Here is a 25215-nt window from a genome sequence, read left to right as displayed (position 1 = left end):
TTACTTCCCAGCCCGGACATTGTATTTCATGCGCATGTATTTCCGAGTTATTCTCATGCTTCTTCTGGCCAGCATCGCCCTCACCTCCTGCTCCTCCACGCAGGATGATACGGAGTACTATTACAAGCTGAAGCAGAGGAACGAGAAGTACCAGTCCAAGATGGACCGGAGAAAGGCACGGATTCAAGCCCGTCAGGAGCGCACGGACATGTGGTTCGAGAGCATCCTGAATTAAGGGGCAATGTGTCATCTGATGCTGGAGGCATCGAAGCCATCAGACCGGATGGGTTGAAGGTATGTGTGGCGGCTGATGCCTCAGTTTGCGCGTCTCCAGAGCGGACACTGATTTTGGCTGTTGGCGGGGGCTCGGGCCTTCAGCTTCTTGGGAAGAGTGTTCCGAGTTTGATCAGCCATCAACGCTACAGGCGGGAGAGATTTTTGCCGCCTCAGATATGAATGCTCATCCTACCACCGGCGAACGTTCATCAACAGTGCGGGCGCCTCTCTCTTGGCACCTTCAGGCCCGAACCATCAATTTTTTGAGGGTTCAGCGCCGGGCAACGCAACCTTGTTTCCAATCTCCGAGACCCATCCAAGATCAAGCTGTTGACTCCTTACAGCTGGTTTTCGGAATACTTTGGTTACGTTGCCCGTGCTGAAATGATGCGCACCGTACCGGAGTCTCATTGGCTTCCCATGCCCAAGCAGAGACCGGAGCCGTTGTGGCGGCGGAAGCTTGCGGCATACAGGGAAGGGGACATCAGGCGGTGAATGGCTTCTGTTTCTCTCAAACTGATGCCACATCCTAGCCCATTAGCCAGTTTAATGATATTGGACCAAAGTCCAATGCCGAGTCAACTGACTGAAAAAAGTGGGGGTGGACCGCAGTTGAAACCGGGAGATGCCCTAGTTTGCAGGATGTGGCCAGCCTCTCAGGCGCGGCGTTCGCCCAAGTATGAAGCGCGCTGTTGCTCCAGCACGCTCAGGAACTGCTCGCCCTTCCAATGGGGGGAGGCATCTTCTGCTGCGAGCTGCATTTCCTCCCACTCGGAGAAGGGGGCAAAGAGCTCAATCTCGGATGAGTCCTCGGAATCGATGTCCAAAGCGGCCAGCCAGCGGGTGTGAGCCGCAAAGACAGCCAGTGGATCATTTTGTGAGCAGGCATCCCGGAGTTCTCTGAAAACAACCTCTTCATGCCCGGGACGCGGGGCTTTAAGCAGCCAAGCTCCGGTACCCAGGGCCGAAGCAAGTCCGGCAAGGCCAAACGTCCAGGCGGTGTTGGGCAATATTGCGTCCAAGGGGAGTACGGCCAGCTTGGGAGCCATGGTCAGCACGGTGGCGGCTGAAAGTACACCGATGCCGACCCCCAGACAGGTGAGAGGGATGCGGAGTAAAGACGACGATGGAAGGATCCGCTTCAACGGCCACAATATGCGACGACGTCTCGCCCGTCGCTATTGGACCTTGGTCCAACGTCAGCCGGACTTTACGGCACTCTGGCCGGCTTCCGCCTGCCTACCATGGCGGCAATGGCCTGGACGAAAGAGTCCGTGTCGAAGGGTTTGACGAAGAATGCGGCAACGCCTCCCGCTTCGGCCTGGGACCGCGTAGCAGGGTCTGCATTGGCTGTCATGATGATGACCTTGGTGGTCGGAGAGATGGCCCGGAGACGGGTCTGGACCTCCAGGCCGCTCATCCCTTCCATCCACACATCCAGCACGACTAGCGGCACGTTGTTCGTGCTCACATGCGTGAGAAACTCCTGCGGCAGACTGAAGCCAAGGATGTCATACCCTTCAGCAGCGAGCAGCCAGGAAATGGCCCTCAATACGGTGGGGTCATCTTCGACGACACAGATCGGAGTATCGGGAGGCTGGTCACGGTTGGGGAAGTGGGTCGTCATAGGGACCGTTGCTTGGTGTCTGGCAGGGTGAGCCGGCTATGTGGAGACAGCCTCTTCACGACCGGCCCCAGCCGATCCCGGTTCAAGCCCTATCATGGCGCACATGCGGACGAGTTCTGCGACAGAGTGGACTTCCAGTTTTTCCATCACCCTGCCGCGATGCACCTTGATGGTCTTTTCGCTAGTGCCCAGATCTGCTGCGATTTGCTTGTTCAGGTAGCCGGCGATCACCCCGCGCAGTACTTCCATTTCCCGCGGGGTGAGGGTGGCCAGCAACTCCTGCACGCCCTGCCTGCTCAACGCCTGCTTCAGAGTGCGCTCGGAGTAGGCGAGTGCTTCCTCCACAGATGCCAGCAGCCTGTCATCCCCAAAGGGTTTCATCAAAAAATCCACCGCCCCTTTTTTCAAGGCGCGGGCACAGGCTGGCACGTCGCCGTGACCACTGATGAAGACGATGCCCTCATGGGAGCCGCGGGCTGTCAGTTCATCTTGCAGGGCGAAGCCGTTGAGTCCCGGCATCTGAAGGTCGAGGACCAGACAGGCTGGCCGGGTGGGCAGTACCTGCTGGAGATAGCTCTCTGCGCTGGAGAAGGTGAAGGCATCATGACCGGCCGACAGGAACAACCGCTGCAAGCTTCGGCGGACGAGTTCGTCGTCATCCACCACATACACAACGGGCGGGGAAGAGGTGGCTTTCATGCAGGCCTGGAACTGGGCGGTGCGAATTTTCGAACGGGTAGGATGATGGTAAACTTGGCACCGCCTTCGGGATGGTCACTGGCCTCCAATGTGCCGCCGTGACCTTCCACGATCGAGCGGGCAATGGCAAGGCCCATGCCCATGCCATCTGGTTTGGTGGAGAAAAACTGATCAAAGAGCCGCCGGGTAGGAACGTCCGTGGGCAGGCCCGTGCCCAGATCACGGACTGAGATGTGCACCGCCTCTCCGGAGGGACTGCTGGAGGAGACCGTGAGCCGCCGACTGGTTGCCGGCAGGTGCTGCATGGCCTCCAGAGCGTTCATCAAGAGATTCATGAGCACCTGTTGTACCTGGACGGCGATGGCGTGAACCTGGGGGAGTTGTGGTGCGAGATCCAAGTCCACCGAGCTGGACTTGGCCATGATGTCTGTCTTCATGAGGCTCAGCACCTCGGAGATGAGACTGTTCACATCGAGCGCCTCTCTGCCAGCTCCACCTGGCTTTACCATGCTGCGAATGCCACGGATGATCTCCCCGGCCCGCTGCCCTGCGGTGGTGATGTCCTGGAGGAGGTCGTTCATCATCTCAGGATCGGGATTGTCCCGGTTCATGAAACGACGTGCAGCCGAGGCATTTGTGACGATTGCAGTGAGGGGCTGGTTCAGTTCATGGGCCAGCGAGGCTGTCATTTCACCCAACACCGCCACCCGGCCGAGGCGGGCCATTTCCTCGTGCTGCCGGTGCATGCGCAGTTCCTGCTCACGGTCTTTGGTGACGTCGATGCTCACGCCCACGATCTCCTGTAGCCGGCCGTTGGGCTTGCGCACCAGGCGGGCTCTTACGACCACCCAACGGATGTCATCGTCGGGGAAGAGGAGGCGGTACTCGTGCTCGAAGTTCTCGTCCACCTTGATGGCGCGAGCAAACCGGGTCAATGCTGCCGCCCGGTCTTCAGGATGGATGCGTTTTAGGTAATCCGCGTGAGTGCCCCGGGTGTCCTTCTCGAATCCGTAGATGGCCCGGGCTTGATCGGTAAGCCAGGAGCGGTTCTCATCGGGATACCATCGCCAGAAGCCGAGCATGGCAGACTCCGCTGCCAGCGTCATGCTGGTCTCGGTGTGGCGGAGGGCTGTTTCTGCCTGTTTGGCTGAGAGGGAGGAGAGCAGCACGTCCCCAATCAGCTGTAGGCTTGAAGCGAGGTCATCTGACCATTGCCGGGCGTCTCTCGTGGTGGCGTAGGCGACGCCCCGCACCTCTGCATCCGTCATCCGCAGAGGGATGATCAAGGCAGACCGCACGCCGAGTTCAATACACGCTGCCCGCTCGGCAAGTGCATCGAGGGGGAGATCCTGTGAGGTGTCGTTCAGGCGGACGGTTCCTTTTTCCGTCAGATGGGATAGCACCCAGGGGAACTTAGAGCCATTGATTTGGGACAGCGGGGGGCGTGGGGGATCGTCGGCCTCGTGGGTGATTACCAGGGCCTCTGCTCGTAGCGAATAGGTAAAAAGGACGCAATGCTCGATGGACATCACGCTCTGGATCCTCTCCAGCGCGCGAATGACTTCCTGATCGATCTGATCGGCAGAAACGTTGATCAGAGAGACGGATAGTTCGGAGATGAACTTCTCTGTGCGGAGGCGTCCCTCCAGGGCGATTTCGAAACGCTTTCTGCGATCCCGGTGAACGAGATACCCGGCGATGGCCCCAGCTCCCAGTGCCGCCACCAGACCCGTAGCCCAGGGGGTGTCTGATCTGGCTTGCCAGACGAAGGCTGTCGCGGGCTCTGCTGACGGAGATTCGGCTCGGTACAGCTGACTTTGTGCAGACGAGGCCCCTGGCACGGCAGCGGCAAGCGCAACCAGCCCGCACGACTGGCTCAAGAAGCCCGCCCATCGGAACCCATTGGAAGCAAAACTGGCCAAGGTAACACCCATCGTCACAGGCCTCTAAACAACAAATTCCTCATCTCGGGAATGATAAAAATCACTGCGACAATGGCAGATTACCGAAAGTTACCGGACAACTGACCTTCCGTCGAGGAAAGCATCTTGCAATCTGCACTCGGCATCGTGCCAATTGCTTCGTCCTGAGACCAATTGATCGAGGATGAATGGGGTGTCAAAAGGTGGTAATGCGTTCATTGTGAGATCATTGAATGTTATGGAGCAAGGCTGGCATGTGCTTTGCACATAAGAATGCATGCGATTCATCAGATCCGTACACCGTGAGTTCCCCAGCTTCCTTCCTGACTACGTGCGTCCTGATACCTCTGCCAAAGAAATCAAAACGTTCCCGTCGGAACAGAACCCCACCTCGGCCAGCGGAGGAAATCCCCATGCGAACCACGCCGATCACGGAATTGATTCCAGTCATCTCAATTCAAACCCCGACTAGTCATGAAAAATCCCTCCATTCTTAATCGGCTCTTTCATCGTATCCCCGTCCTCAGCGCAGCTGCTCTGGCGGCGGTGATGATGAGTTCATGCGCCTCAGGTCCGAACGCCAGAACGGGCACGGTCGTTGGTGGTCTGGGCGGTGCTGCCGTAGGGGGCATTGTCGGTCACCAAAGTGGTCGCGGCCTTGAAGGCGCAGCCATTGGCGGTGCCTTGGGTGCCTTGGGCGGCAACATGATCGGTGATTCGCAGGACCAGCGGAACTATGACCGCCGCCGCTACTATGCGAACCGTGGGTACTACTCCGACCGTGGGTACTACGGCAACCGCGGATACTCCTATTGAGGCCGAGTGCTCAGCCCCTTTCAGTTGTTAGCTTAAAGTTGTTGTTGTGTTGTTGGAAAACCGGTGCCCTTAACAGGCATCGGTTTTCTTTTTATCAGGGCAGGATCAAGCCGAAGTCAGTGCCACGGTGTGGCGAAAGGCTTTCCAGCCAATGGATGCGTCGCTGTAGCTTGTTCTGACGGTCTGCGTTGGGATTGGGATAGAGCACCGGATACCAGGCCGTGATGACGGCGGCGCGCGCAATCAGGCATTGGTTCATCGCCTCGAGATCAAGGCGGCCACCGGCCTTGCAGTAGGCGGCGACAATTTGGTTCGCGGTGCTGACATCGTTGTCCAGGAGCAGGGGATTCCAGATGAAGGAGGCCACATCCCATTCCACCGGGCCGGCAAAGGCATCCTCCCAGTCGGTCCAGCGGAGGCCTCCGGTGGTGTTCAGCAGGTTGCCAGGATGGGCATCGCCATGGAGCGCCTGCTGGGGATGATGGGCCAGGACCTGAAGGGCTTCCTCAAGGTGGGCGCCGAGCATCTCAATGGTGGGTGAGGGGAGTAGCGACTTGTCACGGAGTGTCTGCAGCAGATCGATGCTCTCCCGGACGATGGCGAGGCTGGGCAGGGGTTCGGGGAAGCTGCTCAAGATCGCATGACATTGCTGTAGCGTGCGGCCTGCGGCCGCGTTGGCGGGCGGGTCTTCTGTGATGGTGACAAACTGCCAGAAGTTCAGTGTATAACCCAGGTGCTCGTGGGGCCCTGGGGGCAGGTCTGGATGGAGCGGGATGGCCGGTGCCCCGTGACGGGTCAGGTGGGCGGCGATGGCATTCTCCCTCGCGAACCATTCTGTGCCTTTGCGCGGGCCGTCCACATCCGTCACCACCCGGGCCACGAGGTTCTCGGTCAACCGAAGGACCAGGGTGCTGGCATTTTGCAGGATGTCACAGCGATCAGGTTGAATGCCGTGGCGGACGGCAGTTTCGGTAGCAGCGCGGATGGGAAGGTCGAGTGACGACATGAGGATGATGGGGCAGAGGCGCGTCAGACCTTTTGGGGCCGATTTCTGCGTTTGGGCGGACACTTGACCACCACCGTCCCCGCCAGCCAGTCGTGAATGGCGCGACGCCGGAAGTTGGCGGAGAGGACCATGCCCTCGGCGAACCACCACGTGATGTAGCTGAGATCAATCATCTGGGCAAAGGTGCTCCGGTCGGGTTGGTCTGGTTGATACTGGCCCAGTTGCACCAGTTCAATGGTATGATAGGCCGTCAAGGTGGCGACCAGGTACTCCGGCAGGTCCCGCACCAGGCATTGCCAGAACGAGGGACCCCGCGACTCTGAGGCATCGAGAATCTTCACCCGCGCGACCATCTTCCCGACGGTCTGGCCAAAGCGGGCATGCATGAGCGTGCGGTAGCAGATGGGTAGAAAAGTAGCGAGAGCCAGACCCGAGATCACCGACGACTGCCCCCGCTCTGGATGCAGGAGGAATTCCCCCAGACTGATGAAGGGGAGGACGATCACGACGTCCACCACCAGGGCCCACAGGCGGGGCCAGAAGGTGTGGTACTTCGTCGTCTCGGGGGTAGAGGCTACTGCCTGCCGCGCCAGGCCGCGTGGGGTGTCACTCATCGGGTGGTCACCTTACTTGGGCACGTGAGGCACCAGCAGATCGGGCGACTGGGATCTGGAGCGATGTCGGCGAGCGGCCTGTTTGGCAAAGTATTCCTGGGAGCGCAGCGGCTTGCGTTTGAGCGTTTTCACCGGGAGATACACCCCATCCTTGTCCAGTTCACGAGCCTGGACGGTGTCTGCGAACTGCGTGTCCAGAAGCTCTTCCAGACGCTTGCGGGCATCGGCGTCCTCAATTGGGGTGAGCAGTTCCACGCGCTTGCTGAGATTCCGGTTCATGAAATCCGCACTGGCGATGAAGACGACGGGATTGCCGCCCTGGCGGAACCAGAAAATGCGACCGTGCTCCAGATAACGGTCGATGATACTGACGACGCGGATGTTTTCGCTCAGGCCTTTGATGCCTGGGCGGAGGCAGCAGATGCCGCGGACGCAAAGATGCACCTTCACGCCGGCCTTGGAGGCGGCATAGAGTTCCTGGATCATCTGGGGATCCTCCAGGGAGTTCATTTTTAGCTTCATCTCGGCAGCCTCGCCCTGGCGGGCGCGTTCGGTCTCGCTTTGGATCATCTCCACCAGACGCTCCCGCAGGCCAAAGGGGGCCATGCTGATGCGCTGGAAGTGGACGAAGCGGGAGCGGCCGGTGACGGTGTGGAAGAAGGATGTGGCATCTGCTCCATATTCCGGCCGGCAGGTGAGGTAGCTGATGTCTGTGTAGAGGCGGGAGGTGGCCTCGTTGTAGTTGCCGGTGCCGAAGTGGCAGTAGCGCATCATGCGCCCGGCCTCACGCCGCAGGACGAGGCAGATTTTGGCATGCGTCTTGAGACCTCGCACGCCGTAGATGATCTGGGCACCGGCATTGAGCAGGTCCTCAGCGCGCTCCAGGTTGCGTGCTTCATCGAACCGCGCTTTGAGCTCCACCAGCACCGTCACGTGCTTGCCGGCCTGGGCTGCCTTGATGAGGGCGCTGATGATGCGGCTGTTTTTGGCTGTGCGGTAGAGGATCTGCTTGATGGCGATCACATTCGGGTCTGTGGCGGCCTGCTCAACAAGCTGCAGAACGGGTTCGAAGGACTCGTAGGGGTGGTGAAGAAGCAAGTCGTCCTCACGGATGAGATCGAAGATGCTCACTGCGTCCTCGACCTCCTGGATCTCCGAGGTCGGCCAGGGGGCGACCTTGAGATTTTCGAAGCCTGGCAGGGAGGCCAGCCCAAAGCAGGAGCGCAGGTCCAGCTCACCGGGGATCATGTAGGTCTGGCTGGAATTGACATCGCAGAGCCTCTGAATGGATTTGACCAGGCTGGGGGTGACGTCACTCTCTTCTTCGATTTCCAGCCGTATGGTGCTGGATGACTGCCGGGCCACCAGGATTTGCTCCATTTCCGTTGCGAGATCCTGGGCGCTTTCATCATCCAGGGTGATGTCGCTGTTGCGGCTGATGCGGAACCGGGCCGTGCCATGCACCTGCTCCTGAGGGAAGTACTGGTGGATGAACATCTCAACCAGGTCCTCCACATTGATGTAGGAATGGGTGGCACCTTCGACGTCTGGGATGACTACATGGCGCGGCAGGCTGGGGGGCACGGTGAAGACCACATAGCGGACGGTCTCCGGGGCCTTCTCTTCCTCGCGAGAGCGCACCTCGCTCATGAGGAGAATGTGGAGAGCGGGCAGGGCGATGCGCTCCTCATCGGGATCCACGGCGATGGGGGAGAGGACCGGGAAGATCTGCTCGTTGAAGTAGTCGTGCAGATAGGTGCGCTGGCCGGGAGTCAATTCATCCGGCATCATGCGACGGATGCCCTTGTCACGCAGCAGGGGGCGCAGATGGAGGTTGAGGATCTCGTACTGGGTGTCGATGAAGTGGAGGGTGCGCTCGCGGATCTGGGCAAGCTGCTGGGTGGGGGTGAGGCCCGCGAGGTCCCGCACCCGCTTGTTGGCATCCTTCAGGAACTGCAGCCCACCCACCCGGACCATGAAGAATTCATCCAGGTTGGATGCGGTGATGGCGATGAATTTGACGCGCTCAAGGACAGGCAGCGTGTCCTTGGCAGCCTCTTCCAACACGCGTTCATTGAACGCAAGCCAGCTCAGTTCACGATTGAAGAATTGGTCGGTTTTCATGCTCACACTGGCAAAATGGGGTCTCGTTTAGACAGGGGTGGAACGCAGCATCACCTCGAACCCGTAGATCTCCTGGAAGATGTCGCACTTGGAGCTGATCGCGAGCTGCTCCACGGTTGTGTCCTCGACGCCCGGGGTCTCGATAATGAAGGAGTCGGCCTCACGACGGAAGCGGGCGGCCTTGATACGCTGGGAGTGGCTGCGGTCCAGTGAATCTGCCACGCGCAGGATGCCGGCCAGCTTGAAGATGGTCATGCGGTCGGCGCGCGAGAGATCCGAGAAGTGCGGGTGGTTGTTGTCCGGGTTGTACCGGCGGTGGTAGCGGGCGAGAAGGGCCACGATGGTGCGATCCTTGGCACTGAGACCGAAGATCTCCGTGTTCATGATCAGGTAGAGGCTGTGCTTGTGGTGCTCCCGCGCACTGACGAACATGCCGGTCTCGTGGAGGATGGCAGCCACACGAAGCAGCAGCTCGTACTTGGCATCCAGACCGTGCAGGTCCTTCAGCTCGGCAAAGATCTGCTGGGCAAACCTGCCGACATGCTCAGCGTGCTTGTGGTCGGTCTTGTACTTTTTGGCGATCTCCCGGGCCGCCTGGAGCACCTCGTCCTGGAAGGTCTTGGTCTGCGGGTTGTTGGCCAGCAGGTCCATGAGCAGGTCCTTTTGAAAATCTCCCTCAGGGACGACGATCACCTTGTCATTGAAACGGCGGGCCAGGGCGAGGTTGGTCTGGAGCGCTGCGGTCATGCCCTCACTGCCGGTGTAGTGCAGGTGGAGCTTGCGCACCATCTCATCCGCAGACATGGCGGCGATGCCCTCAGTGAACTTCTCCAGCTGCTTGAGCGTGATCTGGGAGGCACCCTGTTCCGGTTTGACGATCAAGGGCGCGGCTGACTGAATCTCCGAGCCGATGGCCACATGGAAGTCCGGAGTGGATTCGGTGTAGTCGGTGGCAAGATGGTCCACCACACCACGGATCTGTTCTTCGATATGCGCCAGATGCCGGGCGGCACCCGCTTCGCTCCGTGACACAGCCTCACGGGTACGGAAGATGCCCAGGCGATAGCTGCTGTAGGCGATGATACGTCCCTTGATGAAGTGTAGAGCGCGGGTGTTGCCGGGTCCGATGTGGGACACCAGGGTGTTGGCATTCGCAATCGCCGGATTGCTCTTCAGCAGACGCACAGCGGTCTGGTAGATGAGGCGGGTCATGTCGCCATCATCGATGAGGTCCACCGGAGTGCCGCTGGTGACCTGCATGCGGTTCAGGAAGATCTCATGGTTGGCCGCTTCCGCCAGGATGTTCGTGGTGAAGCAGCGCAACGTGGAGGCGGGCACTCCGTACTCCTCTAGCGTGAGCTGGTACTCCTTGAGGATGGAGGCAGCCTGTTCCATGACCGGGCGGGAGACCAGGCCGGTGCGGAAAATGTCCCTGGCGAGAGGCAGGGGCTTCTCCAGATAATCGAGAATGGATACGACCCCCGACCCGTCTTTTTCGCCGACGAGGAGAGTTACCGAAGTGGCACCAAAGTGCACGACAGCCGATGTCTCCGCGGCGACCGGGGAGGCGGAGGGAGACTTGACTTGGGACATGAATCAGGACGGTTGATTGCGTAGCCAGGCGACCGAGCCGATGGCGACAGCGTTGCCACCGAGCTTGGCGACGGAGAACTTCACACCCTGGAAGAGCTCGGGCATGGTGTAGTGGGCCACGTGTTCACGCAGCTTTTTGAGATACAGGGCGGGCATCTCTTCCACCAGACCTCCGCCCAGAGTGATGTGGTCCGGGCCGAGGAGGTTGACGACCATGGCTATGCCCATGCCCAGGAAGTGAAGGGAATTGTCAAAGACGGCCACGGTGCCGGGTTCGCCCGCTTTGTAGGAGGTGGTGAGGGCCTTGCTCTTCATCTCCTTGAGGGCGGCCCCCGTTTTGGTCTCAAGGCCCGGAGCCTTGCCGCGGTAGCACTCTACGCTGGCGGCGGCGGCTATGCCGAGGCGGCTGGTGAGGTCTTCCAGCAGTACAGCCCCTGGTTTCTCCGAACCCAGATGGGTCCCAGGTAGCCAGAGGTTGCCCAGCTCCATGCAGGAGACGTTCCGCCCCTGGACGATGCGACCGTCATAGACGAAGCCAGCCCCCAGTCCGGTTCCGGGAAATACACCCAGCAAGGAGCGGGAGCCGCGACCTGCTCCGAGCGTGTACTCGCCGTAGGTGCCGGCATCCACGTCATTGAGGATGATCACCGGGCAGCCCAGGGCCCTGCCCAGAGCGGGACCGAGAGAGACTTTATTCCAGCCCAGATTGGGGGCGTGAATGAGGATGCCTCTCGCCGAGTTTACTGTGCCAGGACAGCCGATGCCGATGCCTTTGAGATTGGCGGGATCCACCCCGGCAGCCTGGATGGCCTCCTGAATAGTGGCAACGATGCGCTTGATGCCTTTGGCGGCACCTTGCGATCCCTGCGTGGACTTGCGGGCGGTTCCCAGCACCTGGTAGTTCTCATCCAGCACACAGGCCAGCATCTTCGTTCCTCCGAGGTCAAATCCGATCCAAAATGGCTTGGACGTGGGACTGGCGGGACGGGCAGAGACTTTCTTTGGCATGTGGTGGTATTCCCAAAGGGAAACACAAATGGCAAGTGACAATGTGAACCAAGTGAATCCCGCCGGGGTCGATCATGGGACTCCGGCAGGAAACAGAAGAGCTGAATCAAGCAATGAGCTTGGCGTCCATTGTGATCTTGGCGTTCAAGAGCTTGGAAATGGGGCAGTTGGCTTTTGCCGTTTCTGCCGCTTCCTGGAACTGGGTCGCATCGGCACCCGGAATGGTCACGAAGACATCAAGATGACTCGCAGTCACGGAGAACCCGCCCGCAACCTGCTCCAAGGTGATGGTGGCAGTGGTCTCGATTTTCTCAGGGGTGAGGCCAGCCTGACCCAGGATCATGGAGAGGGCCATGGAGAAGCAGCCGGCATGAGACGCTCCAATCAGTTCCTCAGGGTTGGTGCCTTTCTCTCCTTCAAACCGGGTGGAGAACGAGTAGGGCGTGGCGTCGAGGACGCCGGATTCCGTCGTGAGGGTGCCTTTGCCGTCTTTGAGGCCGCCGTTCCAGATCGCAGATGCTTTACGCTTCATAAGGTGATTCTGAAACGCATTCCAATGGGGGATCAAGTGCAACTTTTTGCAGATCGTGTTGCACGGGCAACGGCGGAATCTTCGTAACTCTGGCGGGCAAACGGGGAGTGATAGGATTGTTGGCGGTTCGTCCGTTTCTTTCGTTTCAATCTTGATCCTCTTCGTGTCATGCCTTCGATGCCCACTGTCATTGGTCAGTTCAATGCCACCCCGCTGAACACCGGATTCGGTGATCACGCCTTGGGCAAACTTGGGAAACGGCGGGTGGAGTTGGCACAGCCACAGGCACCGCGATCCTTTGGAGTGACCCTCCAGAAGTTTGCGCACAAGGTGAGCAATCTGGCGAGCCGGGTGCTGAATGCGATCACGCCCAGCGGGGTGAGAAGCGAAGACAAGTTTCGCCGTGGGCTTGCCGCGACCAGCAAACAAGTGGGCAACTTGCTCGGGGCACTGAGTCAGGCCAATGATCATCCGGTGGATCAAGCCCGGGTGCGCAGCGCACTGGCCAAACTGCCGGAGGTGATGGGGCCGGTGCTGCGCCGGGGAGGCGAGTACAATGAGGTCTTGGCGCATCGCCTTGCCGTGAACCTGGAGAACATGACGCCGGCAGAGCTGGCCGGGCTGCGTGATGGGGTGGCACAGGCTCAACTGAGCGAGCTCGCAGGCGATGAGGGCATCAAGTCCCATCTGGACCTGATTCAACAGGCGGTCACGCAGGAGATTCAGTCCCGGGTGATGGAGAGGACGAAGACCGCATTCGCTCCCGTGTTGGAAGAGTTGCGTCAACTGGTGATCACCGAGGGCGTGACAAGGGATCCTGTGGAGGAGGAATTCGCCAAAATGAAGTCCTTTGCCGAAGACGCGCTGCGCCAGTATGGCGAAAATACAGATCTGGCGCTCGCGCTTGTGACAGAGACGGTGAGTGAGATGGTTAACACGCCTGAGCATGGGCCGGTGCCGCTGGCCCAGTTCAAACATGCGCTCACCTTCCTGAGCAGCGAGACTTTGTTGGAGCTGCGCAAGGCTCCTGACACCTGGAATGGCGCATCCACGTTTGAGGTGCGCCACACGATTGGCCGTGTGGTTGAGAGCAGGCAGATCGATGCTGAACAGGGGTTCATCGCTGGAGCCACCAGCATCCTCGGCCGCGAGGATGTGGGGACCCCAGAACTCGGGGAACTGATCCAGGACCTGGACTCCACCATGCGCCATCTAGGAGTGCTCAAGTCTCATGGCGAAATCCACGACCTGGTGGAGGATGGGCAGGTGGAGACCCGCCTTCAGGAACTGAAGCCGCATCTGGAAAAGCTGCTCACAGAAGGAGCGCATGACCTCTCCGGCCTGACGAACCGCGAGCTCCATCAACTGAAGTCATCTCTGAAGGCGCTGGGAGTGACCGGCCCTGAGAAAACGTTGACGGCAGAAATCCGGAAACGCGAGGTGGAGTTGGAGAAGCAATACACCGCAGGGTTGCTTCTGGTCACCAAGGTGGTGAACTCTGGTGACTACGCGGAGGTGATCGCAGCGCTCACGGATTTCGCCACCATGGAGGATGAGGTGCGGAATGGATGGATGCAACTGGGTCGCAAGCTGGATGATCCGGATGCGATCTATCGCTGGCGGGCTGAAGCGGGTGCCGCAGCTCTGGCTGGGGCTTCCGATGAGGAACTCGCGGAGATCTTTAATGCGTTCCAGGCAAAAGGCATGCAGTCATTTGGCGAATGTCTGGTGGACGCGGGATCACGTTTTGCCGGTTACCATGAGGCGGACCTTCGCCATGAGGCACTCTCCAAGGAGCTGACCAATCTGGGGACGAATCTGACCCGGATTAAGGAGAAAGTAGAGATCGAAGCGGAGCGCCGCGGGCTGCCCGACTTGCAGAAGGTGGATGAAATCCCGTTGCAGAGAGACCTCCCCGAAGACGCACGTCAGGCGATCAAGGGCATGTTGGGCGTAGAAATGGGGCTGGAAAAGGGTGTCCGTCTGGTCAAAGGCTCTGTGCCTGATGGGGCGCTGGAACGTCTTCAGACTTCCCTGAGTGAGCCCCGCTCCGGGACGGAGGTCGAGAAGGGCACACTCTTCAGCGGCGAGGAGTTGGAGATCTCCACGATCTTCAAGCGTGACATGGAACGCGGGGTCTTCAAGATCAAGACTGCGGAAGGCGTGGAGAACGTTTACAAGTACCCTGTGATCCCGAAAGATGCGCCGGAATCCGAGGTGACCCGGCTTAAGGACGAGGCCACAAAGGAGGCTCTGACCCGGCTCAAAGAGTTCTTTGGGGATGATGCCGAGATGCTCTGGGCGGTGTCGCAATATGTGCACCAGGGCACCGTGGCGTGCTTCCAGCTGGCCATGGGCTCACCCGTTGACGGTTTTATCCGCCTGGAAGATGGCACGCCCGTAATGCTTAGCGGGGAGGAGCACAAAAGCTTCACCTTCGAGAAGAAGCCCGAGGGGGGCTTCCGTGCGCTGTATCATCAGTCCGTTGACGAAGCCAGCCACTACTATGCGCTGGATGGCTCCACCCCCAAGGAGCTGGAGCAGGACCAGAGCCACTTCAGCCTGGGGTTCACCATGGATATCGCGCCGGACAAATCAGTCTCTACGGTCGGCCGCCCCGAGTTTGAGTACAACCTCAGGCCCAAAGACTGAGCCTCTCTGTCGTGTCCCACCATTAGCCCGTATATTTTTCATTCCTTTCATATGAACGCAGTCTCGTTACTTTCAGAACTCGGCTCCCAGATGGGGATCTCCGGCCTTCAGTTCGACGATCAAGGATGTGCTCGTCTGGTTTTCGACGGGTCAGTGACCCTCAACCTCGAGCATGAGCCAAGCAGTTCCAAGCTCCAGATTTACTCAGTGCTTGGCAAGGTGCCGGTGGAAAACAAGGAGCACGTGTTCCAGATCCTCCTGGAAGGCAATCTGTTCGGCGCGGAAACAGGTGGTGCGGTCCTTTCACTTGATCCGCTGGAGCGGGAGATTGTCTTGTTTAGAACCTTTGAAGGAGACGGGCTCACAGGGGCCGCCTTTGGCGAGGCGGTGGGAAGTTTCGTGGATGCAGCGGAGGATTGGACGGCTCGTCTGGCGAACTCGGCCCAGACGGCACCGGTGGGGCGTGCGGCTCCCGGGAATGAGGACGTGGCAGCGAGCATGATTCGGGCTTGAGACAGTCCCAACCCGGGCTGCGAGGTCATTCGAAGACAAGCCGGAAGTCACGACGGTGGGAGGGAGGAAGTTCGGTTCTCTGAACTTCCGGCACCTTCCGTCCTTGTGGAGCCGTACTTCCTGCGTACGATCACCATTGCAATGACGCCCAAGATTGACCCTGCGCTGCACACAGAAAAGAAGCCTGACTGGATTCGTGTGAAGCTCCCGCGTGACCCCGTGTTCTGGAGCACGAAGTCCCTGATTTCCGACTTGCGCCTGCACACCGTCTGCGAAGAGGCCCAATGCCCCAACCGCTGGGAGTGCTGGAGCCAGGGCACAGCAACTTTCATGATCGCGGGCGACCGCTGCACACGGGCCTGTGGATTCTGTGCGGTGAAGACGGCCAAGCCCTTTGCGCTGGAGGCAGACGAGCCCCAGCGGGTCGCCCAGGCCGTTCAGCGGATGAAACTGAACCACATCGTGATCACGGCCGTGGCCCGAGATGACGTGCCAGACGGTGGTGCGGAACACTTTGCCAGGACGATCGAGGCGGTTCGTGAAGTCCAGCCGGGCATCACGATTGAGATTCTCGTGCCGGATTTCAATGACAAGGACGACGCCCTCATGACCGTGATGAAGGCGAAGCCGGAGATCTTCAACCACAATCTGGAGACGGTGGAGCGTCTGACTCCGCTGGTGCGTTCCCGCGCCAAGTACCATCGCAGCCTGAACGTGCTGAAGCGCGCCAAGGAAATGGCAGTGGAACTGGGTGGCAAGGTGGCCACCAAGAGCGGCCTGATGCTGGGCCTCGGTGAGACAGAGCCGGAACTCTTCCAGGCCATGGACGATCTGCTGGAGCACGGCGTGACCGTGCTGACCCTGGGGCAGTACCTGCGCCCGTCTGCCAATCACCTGCCAGTGGTGGAGTACGTTCACCCCGACACGTTTGAGAACTACAAGCAGATCGCGCTGAAGAAAGGCTTCCGCCATGTTGCCAGTGCGCCGCTGGTACGCAGTTCTTATCACGCTGCGGACTTCAAGCCGGAGCTGGATCTGGACTGAGTTTCCAGGGTCATGGAAGGGCGTCTGGACGTCTCAATGCCATGGAGAAGGTGAATGTAAACTCGGTGCCGGTGGAACACCGCCGGTCGCCGGGAGGTCGCTTTGAAGTTAGGCGTCAGAATGTCTCCCTGGCGCTGGGTGGCATCAAAGACACGGGTCCGTGGGGCGGGGGCCATCCGTTTGATGTGGAGCTGGTGACGGTGCCACCGGGCAAGACCAATTTCCCGTTGCATGCGCATGCCGCTCAGACGGAATACTACCTCGTCATTTCCGGTCGCGGCCGCCTGATTGGAGTGGGCGGCGAGGAGATGATCGGGCCGGGAGATCATGTGATCTGTCATCCCGGGGAGTTTCATCAGATCACTGCCGACGAGGGTGCGGAGGCGCTGGTTTACTACGTTTTGGCGGACCATCATCGGGCGGATGTGATCACTTACCCCCGGTCCGGGAGGAAAATGCTCAAGCCGGATAACCGTGTGGTGCAGGTCTCGGATGCCGATTATTACGAAGGCGAAGAATAGCTGGGGCTTGCGCATGGGCGGGACGTTTGCGACCTTTAATGGATGCCGTCTCCCGAGGATACCCTGCTCAATGACACCATTGCCCGATGCCGGGAGGTTGGCCTGCGGAGAACTTGGGCGCTTGAGGAACTGCTCAATCTGTTGATCGCCACCGCCAAGCCGCTTACGTTGGCGGATCTGGCGGATTCTCCCACGCTGAAGGACCGCTGTGACCGGGCTACCGTGTTCCGGTTGCTGGTGCGGCTGGAGAAGCAGGGCATTCTGCGGCGTTTGGGGCTGCACGACCGCTCCGCGTATTACACACTGAACGTACCGGGGAAGCACAGTGACTATCTGATCTGCACCGAGTGCGGAGTGATTGAGAAGCTCGATATCGCTTGCCCAGTGGAAGCGCTGGAGGCGAAGATTTCGAAACAGTCGGGGTTCAAGAAGCTCTATCACGAGCTGGAGTTTTTTGGGGTCTGCCCACTTTGCGCGTGATGCGCGGGGGAGTCACGGGCGAGGAGGCGCTGGTGAGGGCGAGTAGGTGTGAGGAGATCACAAAGGGAGCGAAAGCGGTGATGCTCACCGCTGTCCCCAAAGCGCTGCGCGCTCAGGTGTTGTTCCTAGGGGTGAGGGGGCTGTCCATCTGGGCCAGCGACATCGGAGGTTCGTGCGACGCCCCTGATGTAAGGTGCTTGAACCTTTGCCTCCCCCCCAATAAAAAAGGCCGGGGCACTTTGCAGTGCCCCGGCCAGATAGGGAGAGTGTGGTTGATGAAACGAACGCTGTCTTAGTGCAGCTCGTAACCAGCCTCGCCGTGCTCGGGGATGTCGAGACCTTCTTCTTCCACTTCAGGAGTCGGGCGGAGGCCCACCACCACTTTAACCACGAGGGCGATGATGGTCGTGGCAACCACGCTCCAGACGATGGTGAGAGCGACGGCTTTGAGCTGGGCAACCAGAAGGCCTTCCTTAAGAGGACCCACGATGGCGTTCGCCTTTTCGTCAGCGAAGACACCGGTCAGGATGGCACCAAGGGTACCGCCGATGCCATGCACACCGAAGGTGTCCAGAGCGTCGTCGTAGCCAAGAGCCTTCTTGAGGACGGACACACCGAAGTAGGGAACCACACCGGCGAGGACGCCCATGATGACTGCGGAGTTCATGGTCACGAAACCAGCAGCAGGGGTGATAACCACCAGGCCGCCCACGATGCCGGAGCAGAAGCCAAGCACGCTCGGCTTGCCACGCAGCACCCACTCAAGCATGCCCCACACAAAGCCAGCAACCGCTGCTGCAAGGGTGGTGGTAGCGAAGGCGTTGGAAGCGATGGCGTCAGCGCCAAGAGCGGAGCCAGCGTTGAAGCCGTACCAGCCAACCCAGAGCATGCCAGTACCAACCATGCAAAGCACCATGCTGTGCGGTGCCATCGGCTCTTTGCCGTAGCCTTTGCGCTTGCCGAGGATGATGCAGAGCACCAGGGCGCTCCAACCGGAGGTCATGTGAACGACGGTACCACCGGCGAAGTCGATGGCCTTGATGCCAGCGTCCGGGTTAAGCGGACCGCACATGAAGCCCGTGCCGCCCCATACCATGTGGGCGAATGGGAAGTACACCGCGAACATCCAGAGGGTGACGAAGAGCATCACGGAGATGAACTTCATGCGCTCGGCGATGGCACCGATGATAAGAGCCGGGGTGATGATCGCGAAGGTGAGCTGGAACATGCACCACATGGCATCCGAGATCCAGGCGAAGCCGGCACCGGTCTTGGTAGCGTCCACGCCTTCAAGGAACTTGAAGCTCAAGTCGCCAATGAAAGGTTTGGTTGCGCCTTCGCCAGCACCGAAGGAGAGGCTGTAGCCAACTGCCCACCAAAGAATGGTGACCAAACCGGCGATGCCAAGGCACTGGGCCAGCACGCTCAACACGTTCTTTTTACGAACAAGGCCGCCGTAGAAGAGGGCCAGACCCGGGAGGGTCATGAAAAGCACCAGCGCGGTGCTCGTCATCTGCCAGGCGTTGTGACCAGGGCCGGGGCCGGGAACCAGGGACCCTTCCGTGGTGACGCGGGGCACGTTGTTCATGTACGCCTCAATATCCGCAATACGCTGCTCAAGAGTGGGACCGGCAGGTGCAGCTTCCGCGGCAGGCGCAGGGGCGGCTTCAGCAGCAGCGGCAGGCGCTGGAGCGGGAGCCGGGGCTTCAACGGCCGGGGCGGGAGCAGGAGCGGCAGGAGCTTCAGCCGGAGCAGGTGCAGGGGCTGGAGCATCCTGGGCCAACGCCCGCCCGGAGTTGACGGTCATACAGGCGAGGCCTGCCACCGCGACAACGGTTTCTAGTATGGTCCACTTCTTCTTCTTTGTGAGCATGGTGTCGTTTGGGTTGAGTTGCATGAATCAGGCAAGTGCCGCCTTCGTCACGCAATTCAGCAATCGCCGTGCCAACTTTTCCCAGTCGAAGAAGTATGTATGCCGCATGCACCTTTTTTAGTTCGAAGGTGCAAGGAAAGCCCTGGAAAATTGGGGCTTTTACTATTTCTGATAAATCGGCAAAAAGTGGTAGTGCACGGACAAACTGAGGAGCCCCAGAGCCGTCGCATAGATGGGGCCGGCACTGCGCTCGTTCCCATTTCTTGGTTGCCAGGCCCCATCAGGCTGCTGGAGTCCAACCAAAAGCTGTTCAGTCTTCTGCCGGGCCACGGCGGCGAAGTCTCCACCACGCTGGTACATGGCCTGCGCGTAGTAGTAGTTTCCGTAATAGAACCAGGGCTCCGTGGGCGACGGGGGATTCTTCATCAGGTAGTTCCCGCCGCCGATGACTTCGGGGGCTTCATACTGCGAACATACCTGGAGGGATAGCATGCCGGCCGCAGTAGTGGAGAAGGTCTGACGACCGCCGTAGGGCTCGTAGCTGAAGGCGGCTTCCATGTCCACTGGGAGGCCCTGGGGGTTGCGCTCGGATCGATAACTGCGCTTCATGTATTCCACCGCGCGGTCAATGGTGCTCTTGGGTACCTTGACCCCGGCGTTGTTGGCGGCACGGAGGGCCATGACCTGCCAGACGCTCACGGAAATGTCGGAATCGCTGCTGCCGGGCTCGTAGCGCCACCCGCCGCGGTTGGCTTCGCTTTTGACCACGTCCTGGGAGCGCATAATGAGCTCCACCGCGCGCTCCACACGGGTGCGAAGCTTGCGATCCATCTCTTCATCCTGGGTCTGCCCTACCATTTCCGCATACATCAGGGTCATGATGCCGTGGCCGTACATGCGGGACCGGTCGCTCTGGCCCAGATAGCCTTCTTCATTGGGGACGATGTTGTCCGTCATGAAGCGCAGGCCCTTGGCAACAGCGCGGCCTTCAGGGGTGGGATCAGTGGGCATATGGCCTACGCTGGTGAGACCCATGATGGCCATGGCGGTGAGTGCTCCGCTGTGCTGGGGCACGGGATCACCGCGGTTTTCATCAAGGAAACAACCCTGGGCGCGCTGCTGGCCGATCAGCCAGCGGCAGGCCTTGTCCACGGCCTGCTTGACCGCAGGGGAGACTGCGGTGGAAGAGGGGGCTGACTGACCGAATGAGAGCGCGAACGGCAGGGTGCACAAACCCCAGAGCGCGAACTTGAAAACGGGCATGAGCGGTCTGCGGTGCGGCATCATTTTTTGGCCTTCTCTGCAATGGCCTTGTAATAGCTTTCGATGGCGGCGCGATACTCCGGCGAAGGCTCCTGACGGGAGGCTTCGCTAAGGTCCTTGGCCATGCGGGTGGGGAGGTGGCCCCAGTCTCCGGCCTGGGTCGCTCCCAGCACGGGAACAACGAGATTTGTCTGACCCTGGGCCATGTTGCCGGCGGCATCTGGCGCGGGCTCCTGGTTGGGTCCTTTGGCGGTCTGGCTGTCGCGTTGCGCGGCTTGGGGGGGCTTCTGACCGGGGACCATGCCCTGGGCACGAGCTTGAGCCATCTGTTGGGCCTGGGCTTGATTGGCTTGGGCCAGACTCTGCTGGGCGTTTTGTTGCGCGCTCTGTTGGGGGTTCTGCCCCTGGCCTTGTTGTTGCTGGGGTTGGCCTTGCTGCTGACCTTGTTGTGTGCTGGCTTGTGCCTGTTGTCCTTCCTGGGACTGCTGGGGGCTGCCGCCCTCCATCGGGTTCACGGCCTGATCCAGCTCATCCAAGGCCTGGGCGAGCATGGAGCCCTTCGCGGCATCGGAAAAAGAGGTGGGCGGCGGGGTGTTTTCAGACTGGGCAGAGGCGGTTTCCGCGGCGGCTTGGTGCGCTTGCTGACCCGTCTGGGAGGCTTGCTCTGCCGTCTGAGGGGTCATTTGCGAGGGATTGGCCTTCACTGCGTCGGCCAGCTCTTTCAGTTTCGCACTGGCTTGAGCGACCTTTTGCGCTGCGGCCTTCTGGTCGAGGCGCTCCTGATGGCGGGCGACACGGGCGAGATCATGTGCGCCTTGGGCTGTGGCGAGCGGGGCCATCTGGGGCTGGCTTTGCGCGAGTTCCAGGTTCGACTGAGATTCCTGGGCGGTCTTTTCTGAGAGCTCGCCCAGAGCGCGCTGCATCTGGGGGTTCTTCTTCAGTTCCTGTTCGAGGGCGGCCAGAGCCTTCTTGGGATCCTGTTGAGCCTGCTCCATGATTTTGGCGATCTGCTGGGCTTCCTGATAACTCTGATCCAGAGGTTGCTTGATGCCGAGGGCTTCCTCCACAGCCTGCTGTGCGGCGAGAGCATCTTCCGGAAGAGCCTGGCCCTGCTCCATTTTCTGGAGGTTCTGGGCGAGCTGATCCAGTGCCTGGGCCGTTTGTTTTTGGGCCTGGGCGGCGTTCTTCAACGCCTGCGCCTGCTGCCGCGGAGCTTGTTGGGCCTGAGCGGCTTGTTGGAGGTTTTGCGCAATTTGCGGTGTTTGCTGGCGGATCTGGGCCATGCCGACATCGGCAGCGCGCGCCATCTGGCGGTCCGCTTCCTTCTGGAGGTCTGCGGCATTGGCCTCCTGGCGGAGGGCGGCCTGAAGGTCCGAGAGTTTCTTGGCGTCCTCCCTGGCCTGAGGCATCAGGGCATTGGCCTGTTGGGCGGTCTGTTCCGCCGGCTGGTTGTTCTCTGCTGCCTGCGCGGTCTGCTGGGTCTGTTCCTGGGATCGCTGGAGCGCGTCGGAGGTGTTTTTGGCCAGCTCGCTCAGCTTGGGCGTCATGGCTTCCACCTGCTCGCGGGCGGCTGTGACCTTGGGTGCAAACTGGCTGATGGCCTCGGCGAGTTTGGCGTCGGCCCTGGCATTTGCTTCCAGAGCCCGGTTTTGCCCGGGGGCCATCGGTTGGGGCTGCCGCCCGTTCTGCTTCTGGTCGGCCAGTTGGCGGAGCTGGTTCTGGGTCTCATCCCGCTGCCATTGAGCGTTGTTCGCCGCCTCCTGAGCCGCATTCGCAGCTTCCTGATTGGATTGGGCGCGACGCAGGGTGTCAGGCAGTTGCTTGAGCTGGCTGGCCGCGGCTTGGGCCGCAGGCAGTTGTTCTGCGGGCGTTTTTTGAGACAGGGCGGCGTCCTTGGCCTGCTGGAGGGCGGAGGCGGCGTCCTGGGCCATCGCGTCTGATTCCAGCGCGCGGGCGGATTCGATCAGTTGGCGGGCTTTGTCCGACACGGCCTTGATCTGCTCCGGGCTTTCTGTACGACGGAGTTCCTCCGCAAGATTCTGCAAAGCGCGGCCCATCCGGTTCTTGTCCAGGGCGGCCTGGTTGTTGGTCTGGTGGTTTTGCTCCCGGAGTTCGCTCTGATCCTTGAACTGGCGGGCGGCGGCTTCGAGACGATCAGCGGCTTGCTCTTTGGGGGGCTCGCTCTGATTCTTCTGTTCCTTTTTCTCGTTGGCGGCCTTGGCCATCTGGTCTCGCGCTTGATCCACGGCAGCCAGGGCGGGGTTTTGATCCCTCAGAAGGCGTTCCCGCATTTCCTGAGCCTTCTGGGCGGTTTCGTCCGCGAACCAGCGGCTGGCGTCGCGCGCCTGGTTGGCGGCGTTGCGCAGTTCATGCGCCTGACCATAGAGATACTCGGGGGCCTGATGCTGCTTGTCGGTATCGAGGGAGTTTTGAACTGCGGGCATCTTCTTGTCGAAGTTCTCGAGGTGCTGGTTCACGTCCCGTTTGCGATGGTCCTGAATGGCAGACTTGAGGTCTTCCAGATCCTTTGTCGCACTGGCAGCGGCGGCCAGGGCGGCACGTTGTTGCTCCTGCCATTTGCCGCGTTCTTCGGGATTGCGATTGGCATCGATGGCCTTCTCCGCAAGCTTCGTCTGCTGGGGGGCAAGGTGCTCCATGGCCTCGCGCACGGCCTTGGCGGAGTCGGCGGCGGCAAAGGCCTCCATTGCCTGCGAGACGGTCTCGGCATCATTGGCCATCTGGTTGGCTGCGTCCTTCAACTGACGCTCATCCATGTCCTCCGCCTGGCTCTGTTCCTGCAATTCCTTGAGGTGCTGGCCACGCAGTTCGGCGAGGCGCTGTCCGGCAAGGTTCAGCTCCATGGCCTTGAGAGGGTTGTCCGATTTTTGCGCGGTCTCCTTGAGATTGTTCCAGAGCTCCTCAGACTTTTCGTCCACCGCAGCCAGGTGTTGTTTCATCTTGGCCAGTGCGGCCTCCGCCTGCATCTCCTGCTCGTCGTTCTTGCGCTGCTTTTTGTCAAAGGCACGAACCTTCTCCGACTCCTTGCGGAGATCGCGCACTTCCTCTGCCAGGGTCTTCGCGCTGGCGGCCAGGCGACGTTGGTCGGCAGCAAGTTCACGCTGGGCGAGGTTGAGTTTGTCCTCCACAATGAGGAGGCGGATGGGGTAGGACTCGGCCTTCTGGCCCTTGAGATCCACCGCGATGAGCTTGACGATGACGGAGTCTCCCGTCTTGACCGGGAGCGGGGTCAGCTTGATGGAGGAGTGAATTTCTGCCCGCTTGCCGGCCTTCTCCTGGACGACGGTTTCCTTCCAGTCGGCACCGTTGATGGCGTGGGCCACCAGGATCCTGGCGAGGCCGATGTCGTCCTCCGCGATGCCCACCAGCTCGACGGTGTCATCCGTGCGGCATTCGAGCTGTTCACGAGGTTGAGTGAGGCCGATGGACGGCGGATGGTCGATCAACGTCTGGACGCGCCATGGGGAGGCTTCTTCGTTGGTGAATCCCGTGCCCCGGGCGGTGAGGGTGATCTGCCAGGCGTCTGACTTGCCGTCCACGGGGATGGCGAGCGTCAGCGAGTCTGCGGAATTCTGGTTCACCCCCACGAGGCTGGCATTAGGCTGGAGAGAGGCGGTGGATTTTTCCACCGGCTGGTTTGTCTTCATGGTCACCTGCACCACGGAGCCATCCAGGGCGCTTAGATCGCCGTGGTCTTCCGTGAGGGTCTGGGGTGGCAGACCCGTGTAGGCGGGCGGCGTGATGGTCTTGGCGAACTCCAGAACGCGAGGGCGGGGGCGGGCGTGGAAGGTGTGCCAGGCGGTGACGGCATCTCCGGCGAGGATCCGATACTGGACGCTGCTCTGGCCAATGCCGACGGAGCCTTCGTAGCGCTGGGCCCCGTTGTGGGTCAGCTCCTTCTTGGAGGACTTGGCGTCACTGGTACGGGTCTCGACCAGAACGCGGCGGGGGATCTTGCCGTCGATCTGGACAGCGAGCGGTACGCTGGAGGCCAGGGGCACGACGACGTCTGCGCGCACTGGGGTGACGATCTTGACCTTGGTGCTGGAGGGGCGGGAGAGATTGGCAAAGGGCAGGGCGGCGCGGGCAATGAAGCCGGGCAGGTGCAGGCCGGGTACAAAGGAGAGGCCGATGATGAGAAACAGCACCCCGCCAAGGACCTTGAACCAGGGGATGAGTAGGCTGGTGGGGAGGATGCGCTCTGCCTTGAAGTCCTGGAGGTCTCCGGCCACCTCGTCCTGAAGGCGGGCGCGGAACTCTGGAGAGTCGGGCAGGTTCTCCTGGGCGCCCTGCGCAAGCTCTACCGCCGAAAGGAGCTTTTCGTGCATGCGCTTGTCCGCCACCTCCATCAGGCGAGCTGCGCCGTAGAGCCCACGGGCTTCTTTGACAAAGCGTACGCCCAGGCGCCAGGCGGCGATGACGGCGATGAAGTAGCCGGTGTAGCTGAGTCCCTGGCGGAGGGAGTCAGGCATAAAGGTGGCCCAGTCCAAGACGGCCACGATGAGTAGCAGGCCCAGCAACACGACAGCGGCGGCGATGCCGGCCTTCATCATGAGGAGCCGAGTGCGCCGATCCCGGAAGCTGGCCAGTGCGTCCACTGTGGCAGGTCGCAGGGTCGTGTTCATTAGGAGTAA

The 25215-nt window shown here is 60.5% G+C and carries 20 protein-coding genes; 7 read left to right on the top strand and 13 right to left on the bottom strand.

Annotation, left to right across the window (positions count from 1 at the left end; translation table 11 throughout):
* Nucleotides 1-55 precede the first annotated feature (55 nt).
* Nucleotides 56-235 (top strand): hypothetical protein, encoded by a 180-nt coding sequence (locus tag VSP_RS17195; protein ID WP_198141179.1) that lies wholly within the window; start codon nt 56-58, stop codon nt 233-235.
* Between the two features lie 697 nt (nt 236-932).
* Here VSP_RS17195 and VSP_RS17190 read toward each other — a convergent pair.
* From VSP_RS17190 to VSP_RS17175, 4 genes are all read right to left on the bottom strand, one after another.
* Nucleotides 933-1325 carry a hypothetical protein gene (locus VSP_RS17190; RefSeq protein WP_009962209.1) on the bottom strand — a complete coding sequence of 131 codons (393 nt, stop codon included), beginning with the start codon at nt 1323-1325 and terminating at the stop codon, nt 933-935.
* Between the two features lie 161 nt (nt 1326-1486).
* Nucleotides 1487-1903, bottom strand: coding sequence for a response regulator (locus VSP_RS17185; protein WP_009962207.1), 417 nt, complete (start codon nt 1901-1903; stop codon nt 1487-1489).
* A gap of 36 nt (nt 1904-1939) precedes the next feature.
* Nucleotides 1940-2602 (bottom strand): response regulator transcription factor, encoded by a 663-nt coding sequence (locus VSP_RS17180; RefSeq protein WP_009962205.1) that lies wholly within the window; start codon nt 2600-2602, stop codon nt 1940-1942.
* The gene (locus VSP_RS17175; protein WP_009962204.1) at nt 2599-4536 is read right to left on the bottom strand and encodes a sensor histidine kinase; all 1938 of its coding nucleotides are present in this window, start codon (nt 4534-4536) and stop codon (nt 2599-2601) included. The genes VSP_RS17180 and VSP_RS17175 overlap by 4 nt, the downstream gene beginning before the upstream one ends.
* A 462-nt stretch (nt 4537-4998) precedes the next feature.
* On the opposite strand from VSP_RS17175, the gene VSP_RS17165 reads away from it, so the two are divergent.
* A complete protein-coding gene (locus VSP_RS17165) occupies nt 4999-5340 on the top strand; it encodes a glycine zipper domain-containing protein (RefSeq protein ID WP_009962202.1) in 342 nt (113 codons plus the stop codon).
* Nucleotides 5341-5434: 94 nt separating this feature from the next.
* Here the strand turns inward: VSP_RS17165 and VSP_RS39595 are convergent, their stop codons facing one another.
* From VSP_RS39595 to VSP_RS17135, 6 genes are all read right to left on the bottom strand, one after another.
* Nucleotides 5435-6346 (bottom strand): phosphotransferase, encoded by a 912-nt coding sequence (locus tag VSP_RS39595; protein ID WP_009962200.1) that lies wholly within the window; start codon nt 6344-6346, stop codon nt 5435-5437.
* Nucleotides 6347-6369: 23 nt separating this feature from the next.
* The gene (locus VSP_RS17155; protein WP_009962198.1) at nt 6370-6960 is read right to left on the bottom strand and encodes an RDD family protein; all 591 of its coding nucleotides are present in this window, start codon (nt 6958-6960) and stop codon (nt 6370-6372) included.
* 12 nt (nt 6961-6972) lie between these two features.
* Nucleotides 6973-9084 (bottom strand): polyphosphate kinase 1, encoded by a 2112-nt coding sequence (gene ppk1, locus VSP_RS35925; RefSeq protein WP_009962196.1) that lies wholly within the window; start codon nt 9082-9084, stop codon nt 6973-6975.
* 27 nt (nt 9085-9111) lie between these two features.
* Nucleotides 9112-10677, bottom strand: a complete 1566-nt coding sequence (locus VSP_RS17145; protein ID WP_009962195.1) for a Ppx/GppA phosphatase family protein — start codon at nt 10675-10677, stop codon at nt 9112-9114.
* Between the two features lie 3 nt (nt 10678-10680).
* A complete protein-coding gene (locus VSP_RS17140; protein WP_009962194.1) occupies nt 10681-11685 on the bottom strand; it encodes an ROK family protein in 1005 nt (334 codons plus the stop codon).
* A 106-nt stretch (nt 11686-11791) separates the two neighbouring features.
* Nucleotides 11792-12217: an OsmC family protein gene (locus VSP_RS17135; RefSeq protein WP_009962193.1), complete on the bottom strand. Its 426-nt coding sequence runs from the start codon at nt 12215-12217 to the stop codon at nt 11792-11794.
* 168 nt (nt 12218-12385) lie between these two features.
* On the opposite strand from VSP_RS17135, the gene VSP_RS17130 reads away from it, so the two are divergent.
* The 5 genes from VSP_RS17130 to VSP_RS17110 all read left to right on the top strand — a co-directional run bounded on the left by VSP_RS17130 (nt 12386) and on the right by VSP_RS17110 (nt 17427).
* Nucleotides 12386-14869 (top strand): hypothetical protein, encoded by a 2484-nt coding sequence (locus VSP_RS17130; protein ID WP_009962192.1) that lies wholly within the window; start codon nt 12386-12388, stop codon nt 14867-14869.
* 51 nt (nt 14870-14920) lie between these two features.
* Complete coding sequence (locus tag VSP_RS17125) at nt 14921-15382, top strand: type III secretion system chaperone (protein ID WP_081452580.1); 462 nt, start codon at nt 14921-14923, stop codon at nt 15380-15382.
* Between the two features lie 141 nt (nt 15383-15523).
* Nucleotides 15524-16426 carry a lipoyl synthase gene (gene lipA, locus VSP_RS17120; RefSeq protein ID WP_009962189.1) on the top strand — a complete coding sequence of 301 codons (903 nt, stop codon included), beginning with the start codon at nt 15524-15526 and terminating at the stop codon, nt 16424-16426.
* Between the two features lie 41 nt (nt 16427-16467).
* The gene (locus VSP_RS17115) at nt 16468-16947 is read left to right on the top strand and encodes a cupin domain-containing protein (RefSeq protein WP_009962187.1); all 480 of its coding nucleotides are present in this window, start codon (nt 16468-16470) and stop codon (nt 16945-16947) included.
* A 42-nt stretch (nt 16948-16989) separates the two neighbouring features.
* Nucleotides 16990-17427 carry a Fur family transcriptional regulator gene (locus tag VSP_RS17110; RefSeq protein WP_009962186.1) on the top strand — a complete coding sequence of 146 codons (438 nt, stop codon included), beginning with the start codon at nt 16990-16992 and terminating at the stop codon, nt 17425-17427.
* 292 nt (nt 17428-17719) lie between these two features.
* Here VSP_RS17110 and VSP_RS17100 read toward each other — a convergent pair whose 3' ends face one another.
* The 3 genes from VSP_RS17100 to VSP_RS17085 all read right to left on the bottom strand — a co-directional run bounded on the left by VSP_RS17100 (nt 17720) and on the right by VSP_RS17085 (nt 25206).
* Complete coding sequence (locus VSP_RS17100; RefSeq protein WP_009962184.1) at nt 17720-19234, bottom strand: ammonium transporter; 1515 nt, start codon at nt 19232-19234, stop codon at nt 17720-17722.
* A 228-nt stretch (nt 19235-19462) separates the two neighbouring features.
* On the bottom strand, nt 19463-20563 hold the full coding sequence (locus VSP_RS35920; protein WP_157210937.1) for a prenyltransferase/squalene oxidase repeat-containing protein: 1101 nt from the start codon (nt 20561-20563) through the stop codon (nt 19463-19465).
* Between the two features lie 20 nt (nt 20564-20583).
* Entirely contained in the window at nt 20584-25206 is a 4623-nt protein-coding gene (locus tag VSP_RS17085; RefSeq protein WP_009962180.1) for a DUF4175 family protein, read from the bottom strand.
* Nucleotides 25207-25215: the final 9 nt, after the last annotated feature.

The sequence above is a fragment of the Verrucomicrobium spinosum DSM 4136 = JCM 18804 genome (assembly GCF_000172155.1).
GTDB lineage: Bacteria > Verrucomicrobiota > Verrucomicrobiia > Verrucomicrobiales > Verrucomicrobiaceae > Verrucomicrobium > Verrucomicrobium spinosum.
Note: the sequence above shows the minus strand (reverse complement) of the source record. Positions and strands in the feature narration are given on the sequence as shown.